We start from the raw sequence: 21,602 nt of genomic DNA on the forward strand, positions 1-21,602 counted from the left end.
GCCGCTATATTTGTTTGCATGCTATATTAACGGTAAAACTGCAGGTTTGGATTACATACAACATCATTTATTTCTAAAATATAGCAATAACCCCGGAACAAAAGCACCCGGCGTCCATTAGGAAGATGGAGGCCGGGTGCTTTGGCGGTTCATAGCTCTCTGGTCTGGTCATTGCGCCCCAAACCTTATTTTCACTTCTTCGGGCCATAATCCCCGAATTTAATCCCCCAGACTGAATCCTTCTGATGGGCTGCCGCCTCCTGCAGATCAGGAAGCCTTACATCCTGCGGATAATGCCGCTCCAGGTACATCACAAATCCACGGCGTAGGCCGATTTCGTAATCCAGCTTGTTAAACTCATTCGGGTGCTTCTCCATCTCCGCAAGCGCGGATTCCCAGCTCACCAGATCAGCAGCTTCAGAGCGGCCGTCACGCACCCGCTCCGTAAGCTCCCGCAGCTCGCGGTAAGCCCGCTTTACTTTAGAAGAATAGACCTGCTTCTGGTTCAAAAAAGTAAGCAGAGCAACCAGCAGCGCCAGGCCGCCCCATAATATAAAAGTGTTCATTCCAGTTCCCTCCAAGCATTGCTTATCCACCTCATTATACACGGCAGAGCACAAAAAAACCCCACAGTTCGTGGGGTGTGTCAGAAGATAACCTTCAAGCGCTTAGGCTCAGCTATTCCTTCTTCAAAATTTCATGGAGCTGCCGTTTATCGGCCTCACGCGAACGGTCAAGCGCTTCAAGATCATCCTGATCAGCCTCCGCTGCCGAAAACTCCACATCCTCTAATTTGGCTTCGTAGAGCATTTTTTGTTTGTCTGTTTTGGAGAATATTTTTGAGTTTTCTCTATCCATATCGGGATCAGCCTCCGTGTTGTTCTAATTGCAAAACTTCAAATCATTCCGCCGGCATCTTCAATGATTTTTAAAGCCTGGTCAAAAGAATCGGAGTCCACAACTACGGTCAATAAAATATTTCTGCCTGTGGGACCGCCGTCTCCTCCGTGGCTCATTCCGCTCGCACTGGAATCTGCTGCCGCCAGTATCCCCGCTGAATGGCTGTCCATCGTGGAGTTCAACGTCATAGTCGCCAGGCTGGGAATATCTCCAGTCAACGGATTATTTCCCGAGTACTGCGCATTGCCGGGGTATTTACTGAAGGTGTCTATGGACATGTCGATTACACGAAGCGCCTGAAGCTTCCGGGAGACGCCTTCTGCTTCTTCGGGAGCTTTAAAATAAGCAAGTATGTTTTTTTCGGACAAGGGTAATCCCTGCTTTCTACCTGGAATGCACAACGCAAATTCACAGTGTTATTTTGTATTGAAGCATTCCGGTTTATGCATATGCTTCAAATTTAAAAGCTTCTTGTGTCATTTGCTGCATACTCAAACTTACTTTCTCCTATTCCCAGACTCGGGATTATTACCAGCCTCAGCCAATTCGTGCCTAAATCGGACAAAGTAATAAAGTTAGCGTTACTTTAGACTCATAAAAATTTAAATATCCAAATGTTATTCATGTCATAAAATCTTACTTAATGTCAAAAAAACAGAGATGAAGTTTTGATTTAGTTCTTTGTATCTAGTTTTTTACGGGGAACAGACGGTATACATGTCATATTTTACATCACAAAAGAACCTGCACTTTAGAAATTTGATAAATTTTATGTAGATTTTACATTTTACCAATGGTAAAATCTTCTTAATATTTTTCCTACTAATCTAGATGGAAATAAAAGATTAATAGAAAGGAGAATCAACCTACTGTCTACAGCGGGAAAAATTGGAATCAGAATAATACACATCTGGAGGGGATTACATTTGGAGTGGACTAAACTACCACGCAAGCTGTCTATCGTAGCCTTGTCACTGGGAGTGACAGCAGGCATGATTCCGGGAGCGGCATTTGCCGCCAGCAGCTTGCAGACGCCATCATCGAGTAAAACATTAACTTCTTTGACTCAGACCTCGAATCAGACGTTTATCTCACCACAGATCAACACCAAATCCTCAAACAATGTCCGCGTTATCGTGCAATTGAGCGGCCAGCCTGCAGCAGTAGGTAAATATGCAGCGAAGCAGGGAATTTCCGCCCTTTCCAAGACAGCTACGGAAGCTGCGGTCAAAAGCCAGCAGACAGAAGTGCTGGACAAAGCGGATGACCTGGGAATCAATCTGACCGTAAACTACCAGTATGATACGGTGCTTAACGGTTTTGAAGTTTCCGTTCCAGCCAATGAAATCCCGCAGCTGGCTAAGATCTCCGGCGTTACCTCCATTTATCCGAACAGCACCTGGTATGCGCTGCCGGAAGAAACGGTGACTGAAGCTACTTACAGAAATGACAATGCCCCACTGGAGCAGGTTCATGCTGACTGGGCTTGGGCACAAGGCCTTAACGGAGCCGGATTGAAAGTCGGCGTTATCGATACCGGTGTAGATTATCATCATCCCGATATCGCAGCGGCTTATAAAGGCGGATACGACTCCTTCTATAATGATAACGATCCCGCTGAAGAACCGCCGTTGGAAGCAGATAAAGATCCTTACGGAACCGGTTATGCCGGTACCTCCCACGGAACCCATGTATCCGGTACAATTATCGGCCAATACGCAGCAAAAGGTGATGTTGCCCAAAAAGGTATCGCTCCCGGGGCAGAGCTTTACGTGTATAAGGTACTGGGACGTAACCTCAATGATCCTAGTAAATCTTCAGGTTCATCCGCCCAGGTCATCGACGGTATTGAACGTGCGGTGAAAGACGGTATGAATGTTATTAACCTGTCGCTGGGCTCCGATTCCGAGAAAGATGTGAATTCTCCGGATTCCATCGCCATTAATAACGCAGTACTTTCTGGAGTTGTAGCAGTTATTGCCAACGGCAACAACGGAGAAGCCGGATATTTCTCCCTTGGATCCCCTGCGGTTTCGCAGCTGGCCATTTCTGTCGGTGCCGTGACCAGTCCGATCAAAGCTTATTCGGGCAGCTTCAATGCAGCGATTGAAAACTCGGTGACATCGGTGACCTATAGCACCTATTATCCGTTTAACGTTATGGCGTTTGAACTCGGACAAGAGAAATTTGCCGATATTATCGGTACTAAGCCTCAGAAAATTGTCTATGCCGATCTTGGTGCAGAAGATGATTATCCGGCAGAAGATATTAAGGGATCAATCGTTCTATTATCACGTGGTGATCTGACATTTGATGCTAAGATCGCAACCGCGAAAGAACACGGCGCCAAGGCCGTTGTTATTTTCAATGGTAATGCCAAAAAAGATCCAAGTGATCCAACTGGAAAACGTACGATAGCTAATTTGGACGTTTCCTATACAGAGCGCGAAGGATTTATCGGCAGCAACCTTAGCAGCGGATACGATTATATCCCAACGTTTGATATTGAAGGCAAGACCGGACGTCAGCTGGCAAGAGCCATTCTGGCCAGCAAAAGTGACTCCGTCTACTTTACATTCGGTGCTAATTATAATCTCAAATACACTACTGGTGACGAAATCACTTACTTCTCCTCACTAGGCCCAAGTGTTGATGGTAACCTTAGCATCAAACCTGATATTGTGGCTCCTGGAGACGGCGTACTCTCCACATACCCTGCATATGGCGGAGATTATTCCCAGGCCTACCACCGCAGCAGCGGTACCAGCATGGCGACTCCGCATGTTGCAGGCCTGTCTCTTCTGATCAAGCAAGCACATCCGGATTATTCACCGTTTGATATTCGGGCTGCGCTGGCTAATACTGCAGACACGCTCTTATATAAGGGTGATCCTGTAGATCTGTATGCACAAGGTCCGGGACGGGCAAATGTTGAAAATGCAATTAAAACACCAGCGCTGCTCGAGGCACTCGAACCGATTTCGATTCTGGATAAAAACTATGTTCCGCAAAGTGTTATTAACTACAATCCTTCCACAAGCTTTGGAACACTGCAGCCAGGATCATCTGCAAGTAAAGCTTTGCAGCTCAAGAACATTAGCGGCAGCGAAGTAGCTTACACTGCACTTGTAGACTGGAACTACGGTGATCCTGAGCATGTAACTGCAAAGCTGGATAAGACTACCGTAACGGCTTCCGCTTACAGTGCCAGCAGCTTTAATCTGACTGTGAATGTTGCCGCCGATACGGAAGCGCAAATGCTGCAGGGCAATATCGTTCTGGTACCGGATGACGAAAGTCTGCCAGTTCTGCACCTGCCGTTCGCGATCAACGTCGATAAATCTGCAGAACAGCCGGATTGGGGCACAGGTATTCAAGAAGCTGAAATTGTTTCACCTATTGTGTACAACAACTCAAACACCCTTCTTTCCTACAAACTGAAAGCCGAAGATATTAACTACTATGAAGTAGATCTGGTTGGCCTGGATGATGTAACCAAAGGTTACTTCCAATACTACGCCACAGAATCTGCGAACAAATACTTCCTCCCTGGCAAGTACAGTACTGTCATCGGAGCCACTTATCACCCGTATGACAGCAATGGAGATCCAATTCTCGATGCGGACGGTAAACCAGCTGTAGCTAATTTGACAGAAGGGGTTTACAAGCTTCAAGTTATAGGAATCAATGCAGAAGATAACACTAAGCTCCCGATCAAGATTGATCAAAACGATGAAGATTTAGAATTCTATACCGCCTATACCTCATTCCGCTTCGTTAATGGTGTGCAACCAATTGGCGGAAGCAATGGTGGTGGTGGCGGTGCAGTCACACCAACCACACCAACTGTGCCTGCTGCTGCAGCTGCGCTAGTTGAAGAAGGAGCTGCACAAGTATCCTTGACTCCATCGACAGCTTCCAAAGATGGTGTTACCACAGTAACTGTGACCGACAATGATCTGAAGACTGCTCTGGCTAAAGCCACAGCTTCCAAGACAGCTGTCGTGATCTCCGTGGCCGCAATCACTGACAAGGCAGCTGTACTGAGCCTGACTGCGGACCAAGTGAAACTGCTGGCCGGTATCCATGCTGACAGTTCCGTTGTAATCAGTGTTGGCGGATCTGCAGTTTCCCTGCCGGTATCCTTGCTGAAATCTGCTCCTGCAGGTGAAAGCCTCAAGCTGGATATCAAGCAGGCACCTGAAGCCGCAAGCAAATTGACTACCAGCGTACCTGGTTCTACGGTAATCGGAACTCCGGTTGCTTTTGAAGCTTCTTGGACTACCGCTACAAGCAGCACTTATTTGAACACACCAAGCAATGTATTCATTAAGAGATCCTTTACAGTTCCAGGCACGATTCAGCCGAAAACTGCAGGCGTGCTCTTCGAAGAGAAGGGAGTGGTAACTCCGGTTGCTTCCGTGTTCAAGTCTCAGACTGACGGAACAACTCTTGTTACTGTAAACCGCCCAGGCTTCTCAACTTATGCTGCCGTAAGTAAACCAGCAGCAGCCTTTACGGATATCGCTTCTTCGAAATCGGCTGAAGCCATCCAGGCGTTGGCTAACAAGCTGATCATCCAAGGTACATCGGCTACGACCTTCTCGCCGAAGAATAACTTGACCCGTGCTGAGTTTACAGCACTCTTGACCCGCGCACTCGGTCTGCGTACGGATGCCAAAGTTACCTTCTCTGATGTGAAAGCAACAGACTGGTACGCTGCTGACGTAGCTGCCGCTTCCAAAGCCGGCCTGATCCTGGGCATTGGCAACGGTAAATTTGCTCCAACCCAGAAGGTAACCCGCCAAGAGCTGGTTGTTATTCTGGACAGAGCGCTTAAATTGACCGGAACCGAACTGAAGAGTGCGAACCCTTCCTTCACAACCTATACAGACAGCGCTAAAGTAGCTGCCTATGCGAAGGACAGCCTGCAGTCCCTGTCTGCAGCCGGCATCATCAGCAGCGACCAGGGAACCAGCTTTAACCCAGTCGCTCCGGCAACCCGTGAAACGGCTGCTGCCGCGCTGTATCAACTGCTGAGCAAGATTGGTCTGATCGAATAGTTATAAGTCCCTGTCAGTTCCGGTCTCCCCGGAGGCCGGAACTGAGCAGTGATGCTTGTCCCAGGACCGTGCATGGCTTAACAGCCATGCACGGTCCTTTTTTAACCTACTCCATACAACACAAAAAACCCCCAATTCCGTTTAGTGATACGAAATTGGGGGTTTGATCTGTCTTCTTATGAATTCACTGAAAATGCTGGATGAAGAGTTACTCAATCACCACGGAAGGCACGCTTCACACGGTCAAAGAAAGATTGCTCCTGCTCATGCGTGTTCTCTCCATTGTAGGAAGCGAACTGGCGCAGCAGGTCCTTTTGCTCATCGCTAAGCTTGCTTGGGGTCACTACAATAACCCGCACATGCTGATCACCAGTTCCGTTACCGCGCAAGTGCGGAACACCTTTGCCTTTGAGGCGGAAGAAGGTGCCGGTCTGTGTTCCGGCCGGAATTTTGAGCTTCACTTTTTCAGTTAAAGTAGGGATTTCGATTTCATCACCAAGCGCTGCCTGGGCGAATGTCAGCGGAACCTCGCACATAATATCGTCGTTCTCGCGCACGAAGAAGTCATGGCTCTTCACACGGATCACGATGTACAGATCTCCGGCCGGGCCGCCGCGTGTACCGCCTTCACCTTCGCCGGTCATGCGCAGCTGTGCGCCGTCATCGACACCGGCAGGAATGCGCACATGAATCTTGCGCTGCTTCTTAACCTTACCCTGGCCTGCGCAGGTCGTACATTTTTCCTTGATGATCTTGCCTGTGCCGCTGCAATGGGAGCAGGGACGGCGGTTGCGCATTTGTCCAAGCGGAGTATTCTGCACGAATTCCTGCTGGCCGCTGCCATGGCAGACGGAACAAGTCTCCGGTTTGGTGCCCGGTTTAGCGCCGGAGCCGAAGCAGGTATCGCAGGCTTCCGTCCGGGGAATGGTAATGTCGGTCTCTTTGCCGAATACCGCTTCCTTGAATTCAATGGTCATCGTGTACTGCAAATCGCCGCCGCGCTGCGGAGCGTTCGGATCGCGGCGTCCACCGCCACCGCCGAAGAACATGTCGAAGATATCACCGAGTCCGCCGAAATCTCCGCCGCCGCCAAAGCCGCCGCCCATACCCTGATTAGGATCGATATGACCGTACTGGTCATAACGGGCCCGCGCTTGGCCGTCACTCAGCACGTCGTAAGCTTCCTTCACTTCCTTGAACTTGGCTTCAGCATCACTGGCTTTATTGACGTCCGGATGATACTGGCGCGCCAGCTTGCGGTAGGCTTTCTTCACTTCATCGTCTGATGCATCTCTTCCGAGGCCCAGAACCTCATAATAATCGCGTTTCTCTGCCACTGCTTTCACCTCCGTACATCCATACTGATCAATCTTGACAATTTAAAGGGAAAGTCAAAACACGGGATGCCCCGGTTTGACCTTCCCTTTCTTCCACAATAGTGTTTATCGTTTAAGGTTACCCTTGATTCTTCTCGTCGTCAACAACCTCATAGTCTGCATCAACAACATTGTCCTTCTTAGCGCCTTCAGGAGCGCCTTCAGCACCTTGTTCAGCCTGTGCAGCCTGTTCATACAGCTTCACGGACAACTGCTGTACAATCTCAGTCAGCGCTTCTGTAGCTGCGTTGATTTCTTCCAGGTTGTCAGTTTCCAGTGCCGCTTTTACTTTGTCCTTAGCAGCGTTTGCTTTCTCGATTTCGGAAGCATCCACTTTGTCGCCGAGGTCTTTGATTACTTTATCTGTTGAATACACGAGCTGGTCAGCATTGTTTTTCGCTTCAACCAGTTCTTTACGCTTGCGGTCTTCCTCAGCGTGCAGCTCGGCATCCTTCATCATTTGTTCAACTTCGGCATCGCTCAAGCCGCTGGAAGAGGTGATCGTGATCTTCTGGCTCTTGTTCGTGCCTTTGTCTGTTGCAGATACATTTACGATACCGTTGGCGTCGATGTCAAAAGTAACTTCGATCTGCGGTACACCGCGAGGTGCCGGCGGAATCTCGTTCAGCATGAAGCGGCCCAGCGTTTTGTTGCCGTTCGCCATTTGGCGTTCACCCTGCAGCACGTGAATTTCAACGCTCGGCTGGTTGTCGGCGAAGGTCGAGAAGACCTGGGATTTGCTTGTAGGGATGGTAGTGTTGCGTTCGATCATCTTCGTGAACACGCCGCCCGCAGTTTCAATACCGAGGGACAGCGGAGTTACGTCGAGCAGTACGACGTCTTTAACATCACCAGTCAATACACCCGCTTGAACAGCAGCACCCAGGGCTACCACTTCATCCGGGTTAACGCCTTTGTGCGGTTCTTTGCCTGTAAGCTTCTTGATGGCATCCTGTACGGCAGGAATACGTGTAGATCCGCCTACCAGTACGATCCGGTTAAGGTCAGCCGGAGTCATGCCAGCATCACTCAGGGCTTGACGTGTAGGTCCAAGCGTACGCTCTACGAGACCTGCAGTCAGCTCATCGAATTTCGCGCGGGTCAGGTTGATTTCAAGGTGCTGAGGCACGCCGTCAACCACAGTGATGAACGGAAGCGATACAGTAGTTGTCAGTACGCCGGACAGCTCTTTTTTCGCTTTTTCCGCTGCATCCTTCAGACGCTGTACAGCAGCTTTATCCTTGCTCAGGTCAATACCTTGCTCTTTCTTGAATTCAGCTACGAGGAAATCCATAACTACCTGGTCAAAGTCGTCACCGCCAAGGCGGTTGTCACCGCTGGTAGCTTTTACTTCGAAGAAGCCGTCGCCCAGTTCAAGAATCGATACGTCGAATGTACCGCCGCCCAAGTCATAGACGAGGATCGTTTGATCTTCGGATTTCTCCAGACCATAGGCAAGCGCTGCAGCAGTTGGCTCGTTTACGATACGCAGAACTTCAAGGCCCGCGATTTTACCGGCATCCTTGGTAGCTTGACGCTGGCTGTCGTTAAAATATGCAGGAACCGTAATAACGGCTTGGGTAACAGGCTGTCCCAGGTATGCTTCGGCATCGGATTTCAGCTTTTGCAGAATCATGGCCGAGATCTCTTGTGCAGAGTAATCCTTGCCGTCAATGCTTTCTTTGTGGTTCGTGCCCATGTGGCGTTTGATGGAAGCGATGGTGCGGTCAGGGTTCGTAATAGCCTGGCGTTTGGCTGTTTCGCCGACGATACGCTCGCCGTCCTTCTTAAAGCCTACAACCGATGGGGTTGTGCGCGCGCCTTCCGGATTTGGAATAACGACGGCTTCCCCGCCTTCCATAACGGCAACGCAAGAGTTGGTGGTTCCAAGGTCAATCCCGATAACTTTACTCACTGTAATGTGCCTCCTCAAAAATATTATGGAGCTTAGGCTCCTGCGGAATAATCAATAGTTGCATAATGAACACAAATGCTTAAATGGCACCCGCACATGACCGTACGGCCGGAATATCCGGCAGCGCCGTATCATAGCAGGATTAGTAATGCCTTAGGTATATAGACAGACTACATGCTGACTTTGACCATGGCCGGACGAAGAACCTTATCTTTCAGAAGATAGCCCTTCTGGACCTCTTCCGTCACGATACCTTCTTCGTACTCCTCGCTCTCCACCTGCATAATCGCCTGATGATATTCAGGGTTAAAGGGCTGTCCTACCGTTTCCATTGCTGCAAGTCCTTCTGACTTCAGTACCCCTTCAAGCTGGCGGAAAATCATATTGATGCCTTTGGTGAAGGCTTCAGATTCCGCGTTACCTGGAGCAGTTACCAGCGCACGCTCAAAATTATCAAGTACGGACAGCAGCTCGCCTACGAGCTTGGAGGTGGCGTACTGGGCCAGCTCTTCCTTCTCCTTCTGGGTACGGCGGCGGAAGTTGTCGAAATCAGCCTGCACGCGCAGCGCTCGGGCCTGAGCCTCCTCAGCCAGCTCCTGGAGGCGCTTAGCGGCTTCACCGCCTGAAGCCTCCTCGAAGGCTGCATCGTTCTCCTGTACGGCTTCTGCCTCATCAGCCGCCTTGGTTTCGTTTATAGCTTCATCATTCATCTCATTCGAATCTTGAACCTGTTCCTCTTTCAAGTTGTCTTCACCTCCTTCAAATCATTCACGAAAATCATTTACACTCTGTTCACTTATACCAGTGTGCCAGCATCGCTGTCAAATCCCGGGAGATAATCCCCAGTATGCCCATCACGCGCGCGTATTCCATTCGGGTCGGTCCCAGGATGCCAATACTACCCAGCGCCTTGCCGTCCAGTGAATAGGAGGCTGTAATCAGGCTGCAGTTGGCAAAGGCCTCATGCTTATTCTCCGTTCCGATGCGCACCTGTATACCGGTTCCGCCGGATGCGGGGGCCAGCATTTTAAGCAGGGTCGGCGTTTCTTCCAGCAGATCGAGAATGGTTTTGACCTTGTCGACGTCCTTGAACTCCGGCTGGGTCAGCATATTGGTCGCTCCGCTGAGATAAATGCGCTGTTCATGATCGCTTTCGAGCGCCTTGTCCAGCACCTGCATTAATTCTTCATAGTGGGAGATGTGACGCTGCATTTCCTCGCCCAGCTCGGAATAGAGCTGGCTCTTCAGCTTGTAGAGCGGCACATTCACCAGCTTGCTGTTAAGCAGATTAACCACCTTTTCCATTTCGGAAAGGGAAATCTCCGGCGGAATCTGAACCGTACGGTTCTCTACCTGCCCGGTGCTGGTAACAATAATCGCTACGGCATTATTGCCGTCGAGCGGAAGCAGCTGAAAATGGCGCAATGAAGTATGAAAAACCTCCGGTCCGAGTAGGATGGAAGTGTAATTCGTCATATTGGAAAGTATCATTGCCGCATGCTGGATAACCTGCTCTGTAGCGTTCAGCTTCTCGGCGAAAAAAGCGCGGATCGTGCCCATCTCTGCCGACTCGGCGGAATTCCACGGTACCAGATGATCCACATAATAGCGGTAGCCTTTATGGGACGGAATTCTTCCCGCCGATGTATGAGGCTGCTCCAGATAGCCTAGCTCCTCCAGATCGGCCATTTCGTTACGGATCGTTGCCGGACTGTAGCCCACATCGCCCCGTTTGGAGATGCTGCGCGAGCCTACCGGCTCAGCGGAAGAAATATAATCATCTACGATAGCGTTAAGTATCATTCTCTGGCGTTCAGTTAACATGTAATTCCCTCCTATCGGCTGTGGCTCCGATTCGTTAGCACTCTGTCGAGATGAGTGCTAACCACTAATACAAAAATACCAAACTGACCTTGGCATTGTCAAGTCAGTTCGGTATCTTGAGTGCGTTAACATTGCGTCTTTTCCCGACTATCTCGGGTCTAACTTGGCCTCCCTTGCCGTCTTACAGACAAACTGCATAACTTTGCGGTGTAAACCGGGACACAGCGTGAACATTATATCCATTGTCCGGCGAAGTGGCATCGGATTGACCAGCACATCATTTTTATCCAGCCCCCTGATGGCAAGCGCCGCAAAATGTTCGGGCGTCATCAGCTTTTGCTTTCTCACCTGGGCGATCACCTTGCTCTTATCCATCTGAATCGCCTCTCCGGAATCAAATATCGGAGTATCCACAAAAGCGGGGCACAGGCAGCTCACGCTGACCCCGTAGGCTTCAGCCTCATAATGGAGAGAAGTCGTCAGCCCCACCACCGCATGCTTGGTCGCTGAGTAGGCCGCAGTCGTCGGAGCAGGCCCCAGGCCTGCAGCAGATGCAGTGTTTGCTATCTTCCCGAAGCCTTGCTCCTTCATCAATGGATACGCCGCCTGTACACCATAAATTACTCCCCACACATTCACATCTATAATCCGCTTCCAGTTCTGCTCTGTCATGTCACAGAGTTCTCCGTACATTGCGATTCCCGCATTGTTAAACATATAATCCAAACGGCCGAACTCCCCGTATACGCCGTATACCAATTCCTCCACCTGTGCAGCATCTGTTACATCGACCTTTGCAAAGGTGCTTTCACCGCCAAGCTGGCGGAGTTCAGCTGCCGTTATATGCCCTTGCTCCGTATTCATGTCAGCAATAACCACATGCACGCCCCGTTTGATCAATTCTTTGCCAATCGCCTTGCCGATACCGGAAGCCCCGCCTGTTACGATGCCTACCTGTCTGATCTCCTGCATTGTCATCTCTCCCTTAGCTGAGTATGTAGTCCATCCTGAAACACATTGGAACAAAATAGTACGATCGTTCTAATTAGAGCAAGCAAAAGACTAGCCCAATGCTCATCCCTTGCCGCGTATACCCTCCACAAAAATCTTTACACTTTGCCGAAACAGTGCCTCCAGCGGCTCCGCTTCCATCGTAAACAAATGCTGGCATAGTCCGCCCATCAGAGTGCCGAACAAGAAGCCAGTAGTCTGCAGCTCCGATTCTTCAAGCCCGAATTCCCCGGTCTCCACACCCAGCTTAAAAATCTCATAATAGGCATGCATGGGCGTTGCCGCCAGCCCCATCAGCTGAGCTACCGTCTCCGGCGAGGTTGCAGGATTGCTGGCCACTTCCTGCCCTGCCTGCAGCAGCGGTGTTTTATAGTTGTTCTGCACAAAATGAGCCATCGCATAAAGCTTCTGAGTAGCCGTCCCGTAACCTGCAGAGACCGATTCCCAGCGTTCCTTCCAGGAGGACATCGTTTCCAGTGCAAGGTACACTAAGAGCTTCTCTTTATTCTCAAAGTGATAATAAATATGTCCTTTACTGAACCCGGATTCCCTGGAAATATCGGCGATAGAAGTACCGGCAAATCCCTTCTGCGAAAAAAGCCTTGCTGCCTTCTCAGCGATGACCGACCTTGTCTCTTCACTATCATAATGCCTTTTGTTCATTGCATAGCCATCCCCGATCAAAATTGAACGAACGTCCTATTTTTAAGGTACAGCAGAATTACAGATTTTTCAAGATAAAGTTATTATTTCGTAGGGATTCCGCAACCTCTTTCCCTGTCATTCGTCTGATAATAAAAAGGGGGGGGGCTGATTGGCTTCATGAATCTAAAACGGTATTCCGTGTTTGCGATACTTGCAGCTGTGCTGCTCTTGGTTAGCGGTATTTGGATTGTTCTGCGGGATCCTGCCGGTCAGAATAAATGTTTCTTCGGTGAAGTGGAGTATGCTCCTGTCCTGCAGTGGAACGGTGTTATTTATAATGAAAATTGGGATACTCCGCTCACTGGCCTTAAGAAAGGTAAACCCGTAGGCGAGATCACTTACACTAAGGCAGACCATAAATGCCCGCGTAAGGTCATGCAGGATGGAGACGCTACTCTCCTGGATGTCGGCACGAAGCTGTATGAAGTGACTGGCTATAAGGCATCCGCCAGACTATGGGCGGGGGACAGGCTGTATGAAGCCAACAGCAATCCTAATGCTAAAACGCTTAATGATCTGTTAGATGTTGCCGGCAAAATAAAGACGGTCCGCTTCATCAGCGGGATGGACGGAACCACTCACCTGATGGACTTCACGCCAGAGGCTGCAGAGATATTTATTAGGGAATTCCCCAAGCTGAAGTATATTCCGTTCCAAGAACTATATAAACAAACCAAAGGCTGGGTCGGAGCCAACTACTGGCTTGAAATTGAAATGAAGGACGGGTCCACGATGACAATCGTATATAATACACTTTCCCCCTCCTTCAACCCTCCTGCGTACGCTACGCCGGAACTTGCAGCACTTGTAGAGCAGCAGCGCAAGCTGATCTATACCAAGTAAATGACGGATTAAAAAAACCACTTTTCTCCCGGAACCGCGCCCCGGACGAATAGTGGTTTCTTTTAATATAGATAACGAAGCCAATCCGCTCCGGTTAATCCAATCTCTTCATCACAGCGATTTCATCGCAGGCATGCTGCTTCTTGCAGTTCACGCAATCGGTCCAGACCTTCTCCGGGAAGATTTCTTTCTCCACCACGGTGAACCCGTTTTTGAGGAAAAAATCAACTGCATAGGTCAGAGCCATAATCTTCGGAATGCCCTGGCGTCTTGCTTCTTCCGTCAGCTTCTCCAGAATCATGGTGCCTACACCCTTGCCCTTGCCTTCGTCGTTCAAGCCGATGGAACGAACCTCAACGAGATCATTGCCCAGTCTGAACAGCGATCCGCAGCCCACAAACCTGCCGCCGATTTCGGCTATGACAAACTGATCAATCTGGCGGGTCAGTGCTTGCCTGGAACGGGGTAGCATGATACCGCGCTGGGCGTATTCCTCTATCATTAAATACAGCGGTTCAACATCCTCCACCGTAGCATTTCTGCATATCACCTTGTGATCTCCCGCAGGAGCCGCCGACTGGCGGATCATTTCCGTCTTGACAAGCACTTTGACTCACCCCTCGTTGTTAATATGAATAAATATACAACAGAGTGAATTACAATTCAAGAGGTATTTTAAAATTAAACCTCTGTCAAAGCGCCGACAAATTCGCCGAATACATCATTGCCAAACAGGATTCCCTGCTTGCTCAGCCGGTAGGTGTCACCGTCATGCTCCAGCAACCCGGCATGCAGCATCTTATGCAGCGAAGCCCCAAAAATCTCCTCAATCTTTTTACCGAACTGCGCCTGGAAGGCACTGCCCAATACCCCTTCACGCATCCGCAGACCAACCATCATGAAATCCTCCATGGCCTCCTGTTCGGAGATCTCGAAAGAGTCCAGGCGCGGCAGGCCGCTGCGTGAAGCTTCAATATAAGGATTGACGCCTTTAATATTCATATGCCGCTGGCGTTTGACGTATCCGTGCGCACCAGCGCCAAGGCCGTAATAATCCTCATTGCGCCAATACGTAATATTGTGGCGGCTCTCCATGCCCGGTTTGGCAAAGTTGCTGATTTCGTATTGGGTATAGCCGGCTGCCTCCATCGTTGACATCAGCAGAAGATACATCTCCAGCTCATCCTCTTCACTCGGCAGCGGAAGTTTATTCTTGTTAAACAGCGTGTGGAAAAGCGTATTCTCCTCCACCTTCAAGCTGTAGATCGAATAATGCGGCAGGTCCAGCTCCAGCGCCTTGCGGATACTCTCTTTCAGCATATCCACGGTCTGGTTAGGCAGCCCGAACATGAGATCGACCGACAGGTTATGCAGCCCAACACTACGGGCATTCTCCAGACTGCGGTAAACGTCGTCCACATTATGAATCCGCCCGATGCCGGTCAGCAGTTCATTCTGGAAAGCCTGTACGCCAAAGCTTACCCGGTTAACGCCGCCTTCCTTCATCACCGTCAGCTTATCTATATCTGTCGTACCGGGATTGGCCTCCATAGAGAACTCGATATTGTCATCCCACTGCGGGAAATGCTTGCGCACCGAGCTCAGGAAAAAGGCCATTTCATCCGGCTTCAGCACGGTTGGTGTTCCGCCGCCGACAAAGATTGTCTTAATCACACCCGGAGGGGTCTCTTTCACAGTCAGTTCCATCTCCCGGTCAAGCGCGTGCAGATAATCCATCACCGGCTGGTCCTTCAGCACATAGGAATTAAAATCACAATAAAAGCACTTATTCGTACAAAACGGGATATGAATATATACGGCCTCAGGGGGACGGCCACTTAATTGAGTTGTCATAGCAGTCTCCTTTATCTTATATTGCGCCGGAGCAGCGGCGCAGTCATTGATCCAAAAAGTCAGAAAAGGGAAGCCTTAAGGCTTCCCTTGCAGATCAGTTACTCACAACAGATACAGTGCAGCGCACTGCTAATCAGACTTGATTTACTCGTCGATCTTCAGAACCGCCATGAACGCTTCCTGCGGCACCTCAACGCTGCCGACCTGCTTCATGCGTTTCTTACCTTCCTTCTGCTTCTCCAGCAGCTTCCGCTTACGCGAAATGTCACCGCCGTAGCATTTGGCAAGTACGTTCTTGCGCATCGCCTTAACGGTCTCACGCGCAACAACCTTGGTTCCGACAGAAGCCTGAATCGGCACCTCGAACATTTGGCGGGGAATAATGCCGCGCAGCTTCTCACAGATGATCCGTCCGCGGTTATAGGCACGGTCACGGTGAACGATGAACGAGAGGGCATCGACCTGCTCGCCGTTCAGGAGAATATCCATCTTCACCAGATTGGACTGGCGGTAGCCGGAGATTTCGTAGTCGAAGGAAGCATAGCCCTTCGTACCTGATTTCAGCTGGTCGAAGAAGTCATATACAATTTCCGAGAGCGGAATCTGATAAGTAATCGTTACCCGGTTGGAATCGAGATATTCCATATTGACGAATTCGCCGCGTTTATTCTGGCACAGCTCCATTACGGTACCTACGTAATCGTTAGGGACAATAACCCCGGCTTTGACGTAAGGCTCTTCCACATAATCAATGGTTCCGATTTCCGGATAATGCGACGGGTTGTCGATGGTCAGCATCTCGCCATTGGTCAGCATAATCCGGTAGATAACGCTTGGCGCAGTTGTAATCAGCGGCAGGTTGAACTCGCGCTCAATCCGCTCCTGAATGATTTCCATATGCAGCAGGCCAAGGAATCCGCAGCGGAAGCCGAAGCCGAGCGCACTGGAGCTCTCCGGCTCGAAGCTGAGCGAAGCATCATTCAGCTGCAGCTTCTCCAGCGCTTCACGCAGGTCGTTATAATCAGAAGTTTCAATAGGATACAGGCCGCAATAAACCATCGGGTTGATCTTGCGGTAACCCGGCAGCGGCTCCGGTGTCGGATTCTTTGCATCCGTCACTGTATCCCCGACACGGGTATCACCGACATGCTTAATTCCGGCTACAATAAAGCCTACATCACCGATATTCAGTTCGTCGACAATGGTCATACGCGGCATGAAGGCACCGACTTCAATGACATCGAATACTTTCTCGGTTGCCATCATCTTAATCTTCGAACCGGCGCGGATACTTCCGTCCATTACCCGGACATAGACGATAACGCCTTTGTACGGATCATAATGGGAGTCAAAAATCAGCGCTTTTAGCGGCTCTTCGGAATTGCCGGTTGGTGCAGGGACCTGCTTAACCACCTGCTCCAGAATTTCCTTAATACCGATGCCTGCTTTGGCAGAAGCAAGCACTGCTTCACTGGCATCAAGTCCGATCACATCCTCGATCTCCTGCTTCACCCGTTCCGGGTCAGCGCTTGGCAGATCGATTTTGTTGATGACGGGCAGAATTTCCAGGTTGTTGTCCAGCGCCAGGTATACGTTAGCCAGCGTTTGCGCTTCGATCCCCTGTGCAGCGTCTACTACCAGCAATGCGCCTTCACAGGCCGCAAGACTACGGGAGACCTCATAAGTGAAATCGACATGTCCCGGTGTATCGATCAGGTTCAGCAAATACTCCTGACCGTCGTCAGCACGGTAAGTGAGACGTACAGCCTGCAGCTTAATGGTGATCCCGCGTTCACGCTCCAGATCCATCTGGTCAAGCACCTGCTCCTGCATTTCGCGCGAGCTGAGTGCGCCTGTATACTCAAGAATACGGTCGGCCAATGTCGATTTACCATGGTCTATATGTGCAATAATCGAGAAATTGCGGATTTGTTGTTGTCTTTTCTGAACGTCAGTCATTCCTTACCCCCACAGACAGCCTAATGTTAATCCACTTATTATAACAGTACGGGCTCCCCCCATCAATCCCGTGCAGCAGGGAAAGTAAAGAAACAGGAGCACCGTCCTGCAATAAGTCTGCTACTCGGCTGAATCAAACAGGGACACAACCCAGCGGATACTTTTTTGCGAAGCCTGCTGCAGCAGACCCGCTGTTTTATCCGCAAGCACATCAATTGTGGGTTTCTGTTCCTCGGGAATCAGAATCTGTTCCGGAGTCAGCGAACTGTAATCCTGTACCTCCTGCTGCGGAAGCCCGGCAGGCGTCTGGACGGTTGTCTGCGTTTGAGCCACCGGAAGAGCTGTGTAAGCACCTGTAGCCGGATCTATGGCAACCGGCACGTAAACATAGGTTTGTCCATTCTGGGCAATCCCCGTTCCCGTCCCCGGTGTTGCCGGTGCTTGCCCCGTCTTCGCCACCCCGGTTACCCCGTTCCAGCCAGGCAGCACCGTGGAGGTTCTGGTTCCGCCGCTGCTGCCGAATTGCATGCCCACCAATATGCCGATGCCCGCCCAAATGCCGACCATGACCAGCTTTTTGCCGAAACGCGACATGTTGATTCCTCCTTTAGATGCTTGTTAGTAGTTCTGTTTATTTAAAAGAAGCAGAGCTTCCGGCTGTCACCCTGTTAGCTTTCAGGGTGACAGCCAGCCAGTCTGCCCTTTTCTGTCTGTAAATTTTCCGGTATCGGTTTGTGCCTTTAGTCCGCCTGACCGCTGCTCTCTTGTGTGCCGCCATCGCTTTTTTCAGGGGCAGCCGCTTTTTCAGCATCATGACTGTTCCAGTACACATCCGCAATCGCATCGGCCAGCACATCTGCGGTCCGTTTCAGCTCTTCAGCAGAATTGTCGATTCCGCCCACTTCTATTAAGACGCTGTTAGGGGAAAGGGTCTGATTGTATTCCCCGTTATTCCCATTACCGGAGGATTTGCCCCAGATACCGCGCGACAGTCCCGGATAGCTCTTCTCCAGCACCTGATGAATCGAATTGGCGAAGGCTTCATTCTTCTTCCAGTCTTTGTTGGCATGACCCAGGATAAAATAGACCTGTGCGTAGCTTTTTCCATCAATGACTGCGGTTGTTTTGCTATGCCGCTGCGAATCACGGTGAATATCGATCAGTTCAGTCATTTCCTGATTGGCAGCCATTGCCGCTTTAATGGTGATCCGGGAATATTTATAGGAAAAGTTCCAGTTGTAATCCGGCACTTCTGTCGCATAATCCTCCTTCGCATGCACCGTGCCAATCCCGCGTTTTTCCAGTCTGTCGGCGATATAGGAGCCTACCAGCATTACATTTTTGGAAGGCGCGCTAGAGCTGGGATTATCACTCTCCGCTCCTAGCAGCGGATTATATGCTTCACGGGGATGCGAATGGTAGATAAGGATGCGTTTGACCGAAGTATCCTGTTCAGTGCCGCTGTCCTCACCAGTGCTGCTATTGCTGCCTTGTTCTCCGGCAGTGCCGGCATCCGGTGCAGTTGTCGGCTGCGGCTGTGCAGCAGGATCATCCGCAGGCTTGTCCGTGCCTTCACCCGCCGAAGGATCATTTCCGGATGTTCCCGGATCCGTTCCAGTACCCGGCTGCGGATCTTCGCCTGCTGCCATCTCATCCGTGCCCGGATGATAGTCGGCGGGTGCGCCCGCGGTTCCTCCCGAGCCTTCCCGCAGCAAAAAAGGATCATCTGCCGCAAGCCCCGGCACCTCACGCGAGAGCAGGCTCTTGGGATTGCCGGGATCGACGCTGGTCAGCATCCGGAACACAAACGAAGTTACCTTGGGGGCAGAGAAGGCAGAGGGCTCTTCGCCCTTCGGCAAATGCGGAACCTCCATCCCCAGAAGCTCCATGAAAAATCCGCTTGATAGTGAAGCGGCCAGTCCTTTCATAGAAGGAACAGGGGAAGAATTCAGCTTTTGTCCGGCCAGACCGCCAGCTCCAAGCAGCATGAAAAATACAAGTGAGCCTCCGGCCAGCAGCAGCATCGTTTTTCCCAGCGACAGAACGTCCAGCACTTTTCCCCGCAGTCTGCCGATATTCCATAGCTGAAACCATTTTCTGTTCATTATTGTTATGTCCTCCTCCAGCCCTCTGTAATCTCTTATACTTCAAATCTATGAGGAGGGAGGGAATACTAGAACCGAAAAAAGAGACAAGAAGAGAGAGTCACTGGATGAGTAGAAAAACCAGCTGCTATAAATAAAGCCCGTATAAGCTATGCCACTAAGGCAGCTTGTACGGGCCTTTCAAATAGAAACGGATTAGTGGGTATATGCGCCGACATTCCCCGGGTCAACCGCGTCATGCAGTGCGGCGTTCAGTCCACTGGCCACAATGTTGGCGATTTCCTCAATAAATTCATCGATCTCCTTGGGTGTAACGATCAGATCATGGCCCAGGGGCTCAAGCACTTCCTTCACCAGCTGCAGGCGTTCCTGCTCTGAGATATCATCCAGCATGCCCATGATCTCTTTGGTATGCGCCTTGCCGTCCCCCATCTGACCAAAATGATTCTTCATCATTTCCAGCACATTGTTGACGATCGTAGAAGCATAACAAACGGTAGGCACACCGATGGCTATACAGGGGACCCCAAGAATTTCCTTCGTCAACCCCCGGCGCTTGTTGCCGATACCTGATCCGGGATGAATCCCGATGTCGGCGATTTGAATCGTTGTATTGATCCGCTCCAGCGAACGGGAGGCCAGCGCATCAATCGCAATGATCACATCCGGCTTAGTGCGGTCCACAATGCCCTGAACGACTTCACTGGATTCAATCCCGGTAAGACCAAGCACACCCGGAGCGATGGCGCTGACATTACGGTACCCTGGAGACACCTGATCAGGAACCAGCTCATAAAATTGCCGCGTGATCAGTGCATTCTCCACAACCAGCGGACCCAGCGAATCGGGAGTCACATTCCAGTTCCCGAGGCCGACGATCAGCACCGAGGAATTTTTATTGATGCCGATTCTATTCATAAACTGCTCGAATTCACGGGCAAACACGACGGACACCTTCTGCTGGAGGCCGGTATCTCCGCCGCGCAGCGCCGGAACCTCCAGGGTTACATAGTTTCCGATCGCGCGCCCAATGGCCTGAGAGCCGGCATTATTCGCCACGCCAAGCCGCGTAACCTTGATCCCATCCGCTTCTTCCACCTCTTCGTTCACACCGGGAATCGGCGTTTTGAGCGGTCCTTGGGCCATTTCTTTCGCCTCTACCGCCAGGTCCGTGCGTACCGAATACAGCTGAAGATCCAGTTCCATCGCTAGTTCAGCCTCCTAAAAGTTTTGTGAGCCTATGCACCCTTGATGAACTTCTTTTTGTCCAGTAGTGTGCGAGAGAAGTGCATTGTTTATACAAACGGGACGGATATATAATTGCAGCTCAAAAAAATTTCATTCATGAACATGCGAATAGACAGAGCGCCGGGCCTTATCTCTTGGAGTTCACCTGTAGAAGCGCAGGCTTTATCAATAGTATTTAGTGTTGCATTTTACTACCGGTCATGCTAAACTATTTTAAGTTGTGAATCATTTGATTAATGATTTCGAATGTCTTTCAGGAGGTGAATGCAATGCCAAATATCAAATCCGCGGTTAAACGCGTCAAGACGACCGAAAAACGCCGTGCACTGAACGCTTCCCAGAAATCCGCGCTTCGTACAGCTGTGAAAACTGCTGATGTAGCACTGACAGGAACGGAAGTTGAAACTGCTCATGCTGCTTTCCAAGCTGCTTCCAAAAAGCTGGACAAGGCCGTAACTAAAGGTCTGGTTCATAAAAATGCGGCTGCCCGCAAAAAATCCCGCTTGGCGAAGAAATTGAACGCTCTTAAGGCTCAAGCCTAAGCCAAGGGCGACATTCATAATGAGCACTATAAGAACCTGACCGCTATGCTGCATACGGTTAGGTTTTTTTGTTCCCATTAGAATAAGAAGAGCCTGTCCTGCGCTGAATAAGCGTCTAGGGCAGGCTCTTTTGTATATTCCCCTCACCCAAAACAGTTATCTCTGTAAAATCCCCAAATATAAACTGCAGCTCTGGAATAGCGGCAATAGCATCAGAACTTCATCGTGGTAGTATACCCGAGCTTAGAGGAATAGAC

18 protein-coding genes are annotated in these 21,602 nt (G+C 50.3%); 3 read left to right on the forward strand and 15 right to left on the reverse strand.

All coding sequences use genetic code 11. The annotated features are described in order from the left end of the window. Positions 1–191 precede the first annotated feature (191 nt). The 3 genes from L6H70_RS11225 to L6H70_RS11235 form a co-directional block, all read right to left on the reverse strand. On the reverse strand, positions 192–566 hold the full coding sequence (locus tag L6H70_RS11225; protein WP_236332777.1) for a hypothetical protein: 375 nt from the start codon (positions 564–566) through the stop codon (positions 192–194). A gap of 112 nt (positions 567–678) precedes the next feature. After that, complete coding sequence (locus tag L6H70_RS11230) at positions 679–858, reverse strand: YfhD family protein (protein ID WP_054941820.1); 180 nt, start codon at positions 856–858, stop codon at positions 679–681. A gap of 38 nt (positions 859–896) precedes the next feature. Further along, positions 897–1,268 carry a hypothetical protein gene (locus L6H70_RS11235; protein WP_054941821.1) on the reverse strand — a complete coding sequence of 124 codons (372 nt, stop codon included), beginning with the start codon at positions 1,266–1,268 and terminating at the stop codon, positions 897–899. Between the two features lie 558 nt (positions 1,269–1,826). Here L6H70_RS11235 and L6H70_RS11240 point away from each other — a divergent pair. Then, positions 1,827–5,963 (forward strand): S8 family serine peptidase, encoded by a 4,137-nt coding sequence (locus L6H70_RS11240; RefSeq protein WP_236332779.1) that lies wholly within the window; start codon positions 1,827–1,829, stop codon positions 5,961–5,963. 212 nt (positions 5,964–6,175) lie between these two features. Here the strand turns inward: L6H70_RS11240 and dnaJ are convergent, their stop codons facing one another. The 6 genes from dnaJ to L6H70_RS11270 all read right to left on the reverse strand — a co-directional run bounded on the left by dnaJ (position 6,176) and on the right by L6H70_RS11270 (position 12,752). Next, positions 6,176–7,300: a molecular chaperone DnaJ gene (gene dnaJ / locus L6H70_RS11245; RefSeq protein WP_054941823.1), complete on the reverse strand. Its 1,125-nt coding sequence runs from the start codon at positions 7,298–7,300 to the stop codon at positions 6,176–6,178. 118 nt (positions 7,301–7,418) lie between these two features. Continuing rightward, a complete protein-coding gene (gene dnaK / locus L6H70_RS11250) occupies positions 7,419–9,254 on the reverse strand; it encodes a molecular chaperone DnaK (RefSeq protein ID WP_236332781.1) in 1,836 nt (611 codons plus the stop codon). 170 nt (positions 9,255–9,424) lie between these two features. Next, positions 9,425–9,997, reverse strand: a complete 573-nt coding sequence (gene grpE / locus L6H70_RS11255; protein ID WP_236332783.1) for a nucleotide exchange factor GrpE — start codon at positions 9,995–9,997, stop codon at positions 9,425–9,427. A 49-nt stretch (positions 9,998–10,046) separates the two neighbouring features. Next, the gene (gene hrcA / locus L6H70_RS11260) at positions 10,047–11,078 is read right to left on the reverse strand and encodes a heat-inducible transcriptional repressor HrcA (RefSeq protein WP_236332785.1); all 1,032 of its coding nucleotides are present in this window, start codon (positions 11,076–11,078) and stop codon (positions 10,047–10,049) included. A 147-nt stretch (positions 11,079–11,225) separates the two neighbouring features. Continuing rightward, positions 11,226–12,050, reverse strand: coding sequence for an SDR family NAD(P)-dependent oxidoreductase (locus tag L6H70_RS11265; protein ID WP_236332787.1), 825 nt, complete (start codon positions 12,048–12,050; stop codon positions 11,226–11,228). A gap of 102 nt (positions 12,051–12,152) precedes the next feature. Further along, entirely contained in the window at positions 12,153–12,752 is a 600-nt protein-coding gene (locus tag L6H70_RS11270; RefSeq protein ID WP_236332789.1) for a TetR/AcrR family transcriptional regulator, read from the reverse strand. A gap of 159 nt (positions 12,753–12,911) precedes the next feature. On the opposite strand from L6H70_RS11270, the gene L6H70_RS11275 reads away from it, so the two are divergent. Continuing rightward, positions 12,912–13,637: a hypothetical protein gene (locus L6H70_RS11275; protein WP_236332791.1), complete on the forward strand. Its 726-nt coding sequence runs from the start codon at positions 12,912–12,914 to the stop codon at positions 13,635–13,637. 94 nt (positions 13,638–13,731) lie between these two features. Here the strand turns inward: L6H70_RS11275 and L6H70_RS11280 are convergent, their stop codons facing one another. The 6 genes from L6H70_RS11280 to gpr all read right to left on the reverse strand — a co-directional run bounded on the left by L6H70_RS11280 (position 13,732) and on the right by gpr (position 20,761). Beyond that, the gene (locus L6H70_RS11280; protein WP_236333263.1) at positions 13,732–14,226 is read right to left on the reverse strand and encodes an N-acetyltransferase; all 495 of its coding nucleotides are present in this window, start codon (positions 14,224–14,226) and stop codon (positions 13,732–13,734) included. A gap of 92 nt (positions 14,227–14,318) precedes the next feature. Next, complete coding sequence (gene hemW / locus L6H70_RS11285) at positions 14,319–15,491, reverse strand: radical SAM family heme chaperone HemW (RefSeq protein ID WP_236332793.1); 1,173 nt, start codon at positions 15,489–15,491, stop codon at positions 14,319–14,321. A 144-nt stretch (positions 15,492–15,635) separates the two neighbouring features. Beyond that, on the reverse strand, positions 15,636–17,450 hold the full coding sequence (gene lepA, locus L6H70_RS11290) for a translation elongation factor 4 (RefSeq protein WP_236332795.1): 1,815 nt from the start codon (positions 17,448–17,450) through the stop codon (positions 15,636–15,638). A 120-nt stretch (positions 17,451–17,570) separates the two neighbouring features. Then, on the reverse strand, positions 17,571–18,044 hold the full coding sequence (locus L6H70_RS11295) for a hypothetical protein (RefSeq protein WP_236332797.1): 474 nt from the start codon (positions 18,042–18,044) through the stop codon (positions 17,571–17,573). Positions 18,045–18,190: 146 nt separating this feature from the next. Then, the gene (locus L6H70_RS11300) at positions 18,191–19,555 is read right to left on the reverse strand and encodes a stage II sporulation protein P (RefSeq protein WP_236332799.1); all 1,365 of its coding nucleotides are present in this window, start codon (positions 19,553–19,555) and stop codon (positions 18,191–18,193) included. Between the two features lie 195 nt (positions 19,556–19,750). Beyond that, the gene (gene gpr, locus L6H70_RS11305; protein ID WP_054941830.1) at positions 19,751–20,761 is read right to left on the reverse strand and encodes a GPR endopeptidase; all 1,011 of its coding nucleotides are present in this window, start codon (positions 20,759–20,761) and stop codon (positions 19,751–19,753) included. Positions 20,762–21,072: 311 nt separating this feature from the next. On the opposite strand from gpr, the gene rpsT reads away from it, so the two are divergent. Continuing rightward, the gene (gene rpsT / locus L6H70_RS11310) at positions 21,073–21,345 is read left to right on the forward strand and encodes a 30S ribosomal protein S20 (protein ID WP_054941831.1); all 273 of its coding nucleotides are present in this window, start codon (positions 21,073–21,075) and stop codon (positions 21,343–21,345) included. The last annotated feature ends 257 nt before the right edge of the window (positions 21,346–21,602 follow it).

Origin of the sequence: Paenibacillus auburnensis (genome assembly GCF_927798115.1) — a bacterium.
Lineage (GTDB): Bacteria > Bacillota > Bacilli > Paenibacillales > Paenibacillaceae > Paenibacillus_AQ > Paenibacillus_AQ auburnensis.

What these genes read in the sequence shown, in the direction of transcription:
- L6H70_RS11300 (WP_236332799.1), bottom strand. Translation starts at nt 19,555, where the DNA reads ATGAACAGAAAATGGTTTCAGCTATGGAATATCGGCAGACTGCGGGGA.
- lepA (WP_236332795.1), bottom strand. Translation starts at nt 17,450, where the DNA reads ATGACTGACGTTCAGAAAAGACAACAACAAATCCGCAATTTCTCGATT.
- L6H70_RS11270 (WP_236332789.1), bottom strand. Translation starts at nt 12,752, where the DNA reads ATGAACAAAAGGCATTATGATAGTGAAGAGACAAGGTCGGTCATCGCT.
- L6H70_RS11230 (WP_054941820.1), bottom strand. Translation starts at nt 858, where the DNA reads ATGGATAGAGAAAACTCAAAAATATTCTCCAAAACAGACAAACAAAAA.
- L6H70_RS11265 (WP_236332787.1), bottom strand. Translation starts at nt 12,050, where the DNA reads ATGCAGGAGATCAGACAGGTAGGCATCGTAACAGGCGGGGCTTCCGGT.
- gpr (WP_054941830.1), bottom strand. Translation starts at nt 20,761, where the DNA reads ATGGAACTGGATCTTCAGCTGTATTCGGTACGCACGGACCTGGCGGTA.
- hrcA (WP_236332785.1), bottom strand. Translation starts at nt 11,078, where the DNA reads ATGTTAACTGAACGCCAGAGAATGATACTTAACGCTATCGTAGATGAT.
- L6H70_RS11275 (WP_236332791.1), top strand. Translation starts at nt 12,912, where the DNA reads ATGAATCTAAAACGGTATTCCGTGTTTGCGATACTTGCAGCTGTGCTG.
- rpsT (WP_054941831.1), top strand. Translation starts at nt 21,073, where the DNA reads ATGCCAAATATCAAATCCGCGGTTAAACGCGTCAAGACGACCGAAAAA.
- hemW (WP_236332793.1), bottom strand. Translation starts at nt 15,491, where the DNA reads ATGACAACTCAATTAAGTGGCCGTCCCCCTGAGGCCGTATATATTCAT.
- L6H70_RS11295 (WP_236332797.1), bottom strand. Translation starts at nt 18,044, where the DNA reads ATGTCGCGTTTCGGCAAAAAGCTGGTCATGGTCGGCATTTGGGCGGGC.
- L6H70_RS11280 (WP_236333263.1), bottom strand. Translation starts at nt 14,226, where the DNA reads ATGATCCGCCAGTCGGCGGCTCCTGCGGGAGATCACAAGGTGATATGC.
- L6H70_RS11225 (WP_236332777.1), bottom strand. Translation starts at nt 566, where the DNA reads ATGAACACTTTTATATTATGGGGCGGCCTGGCGCTGCTGGTTGCTCTG.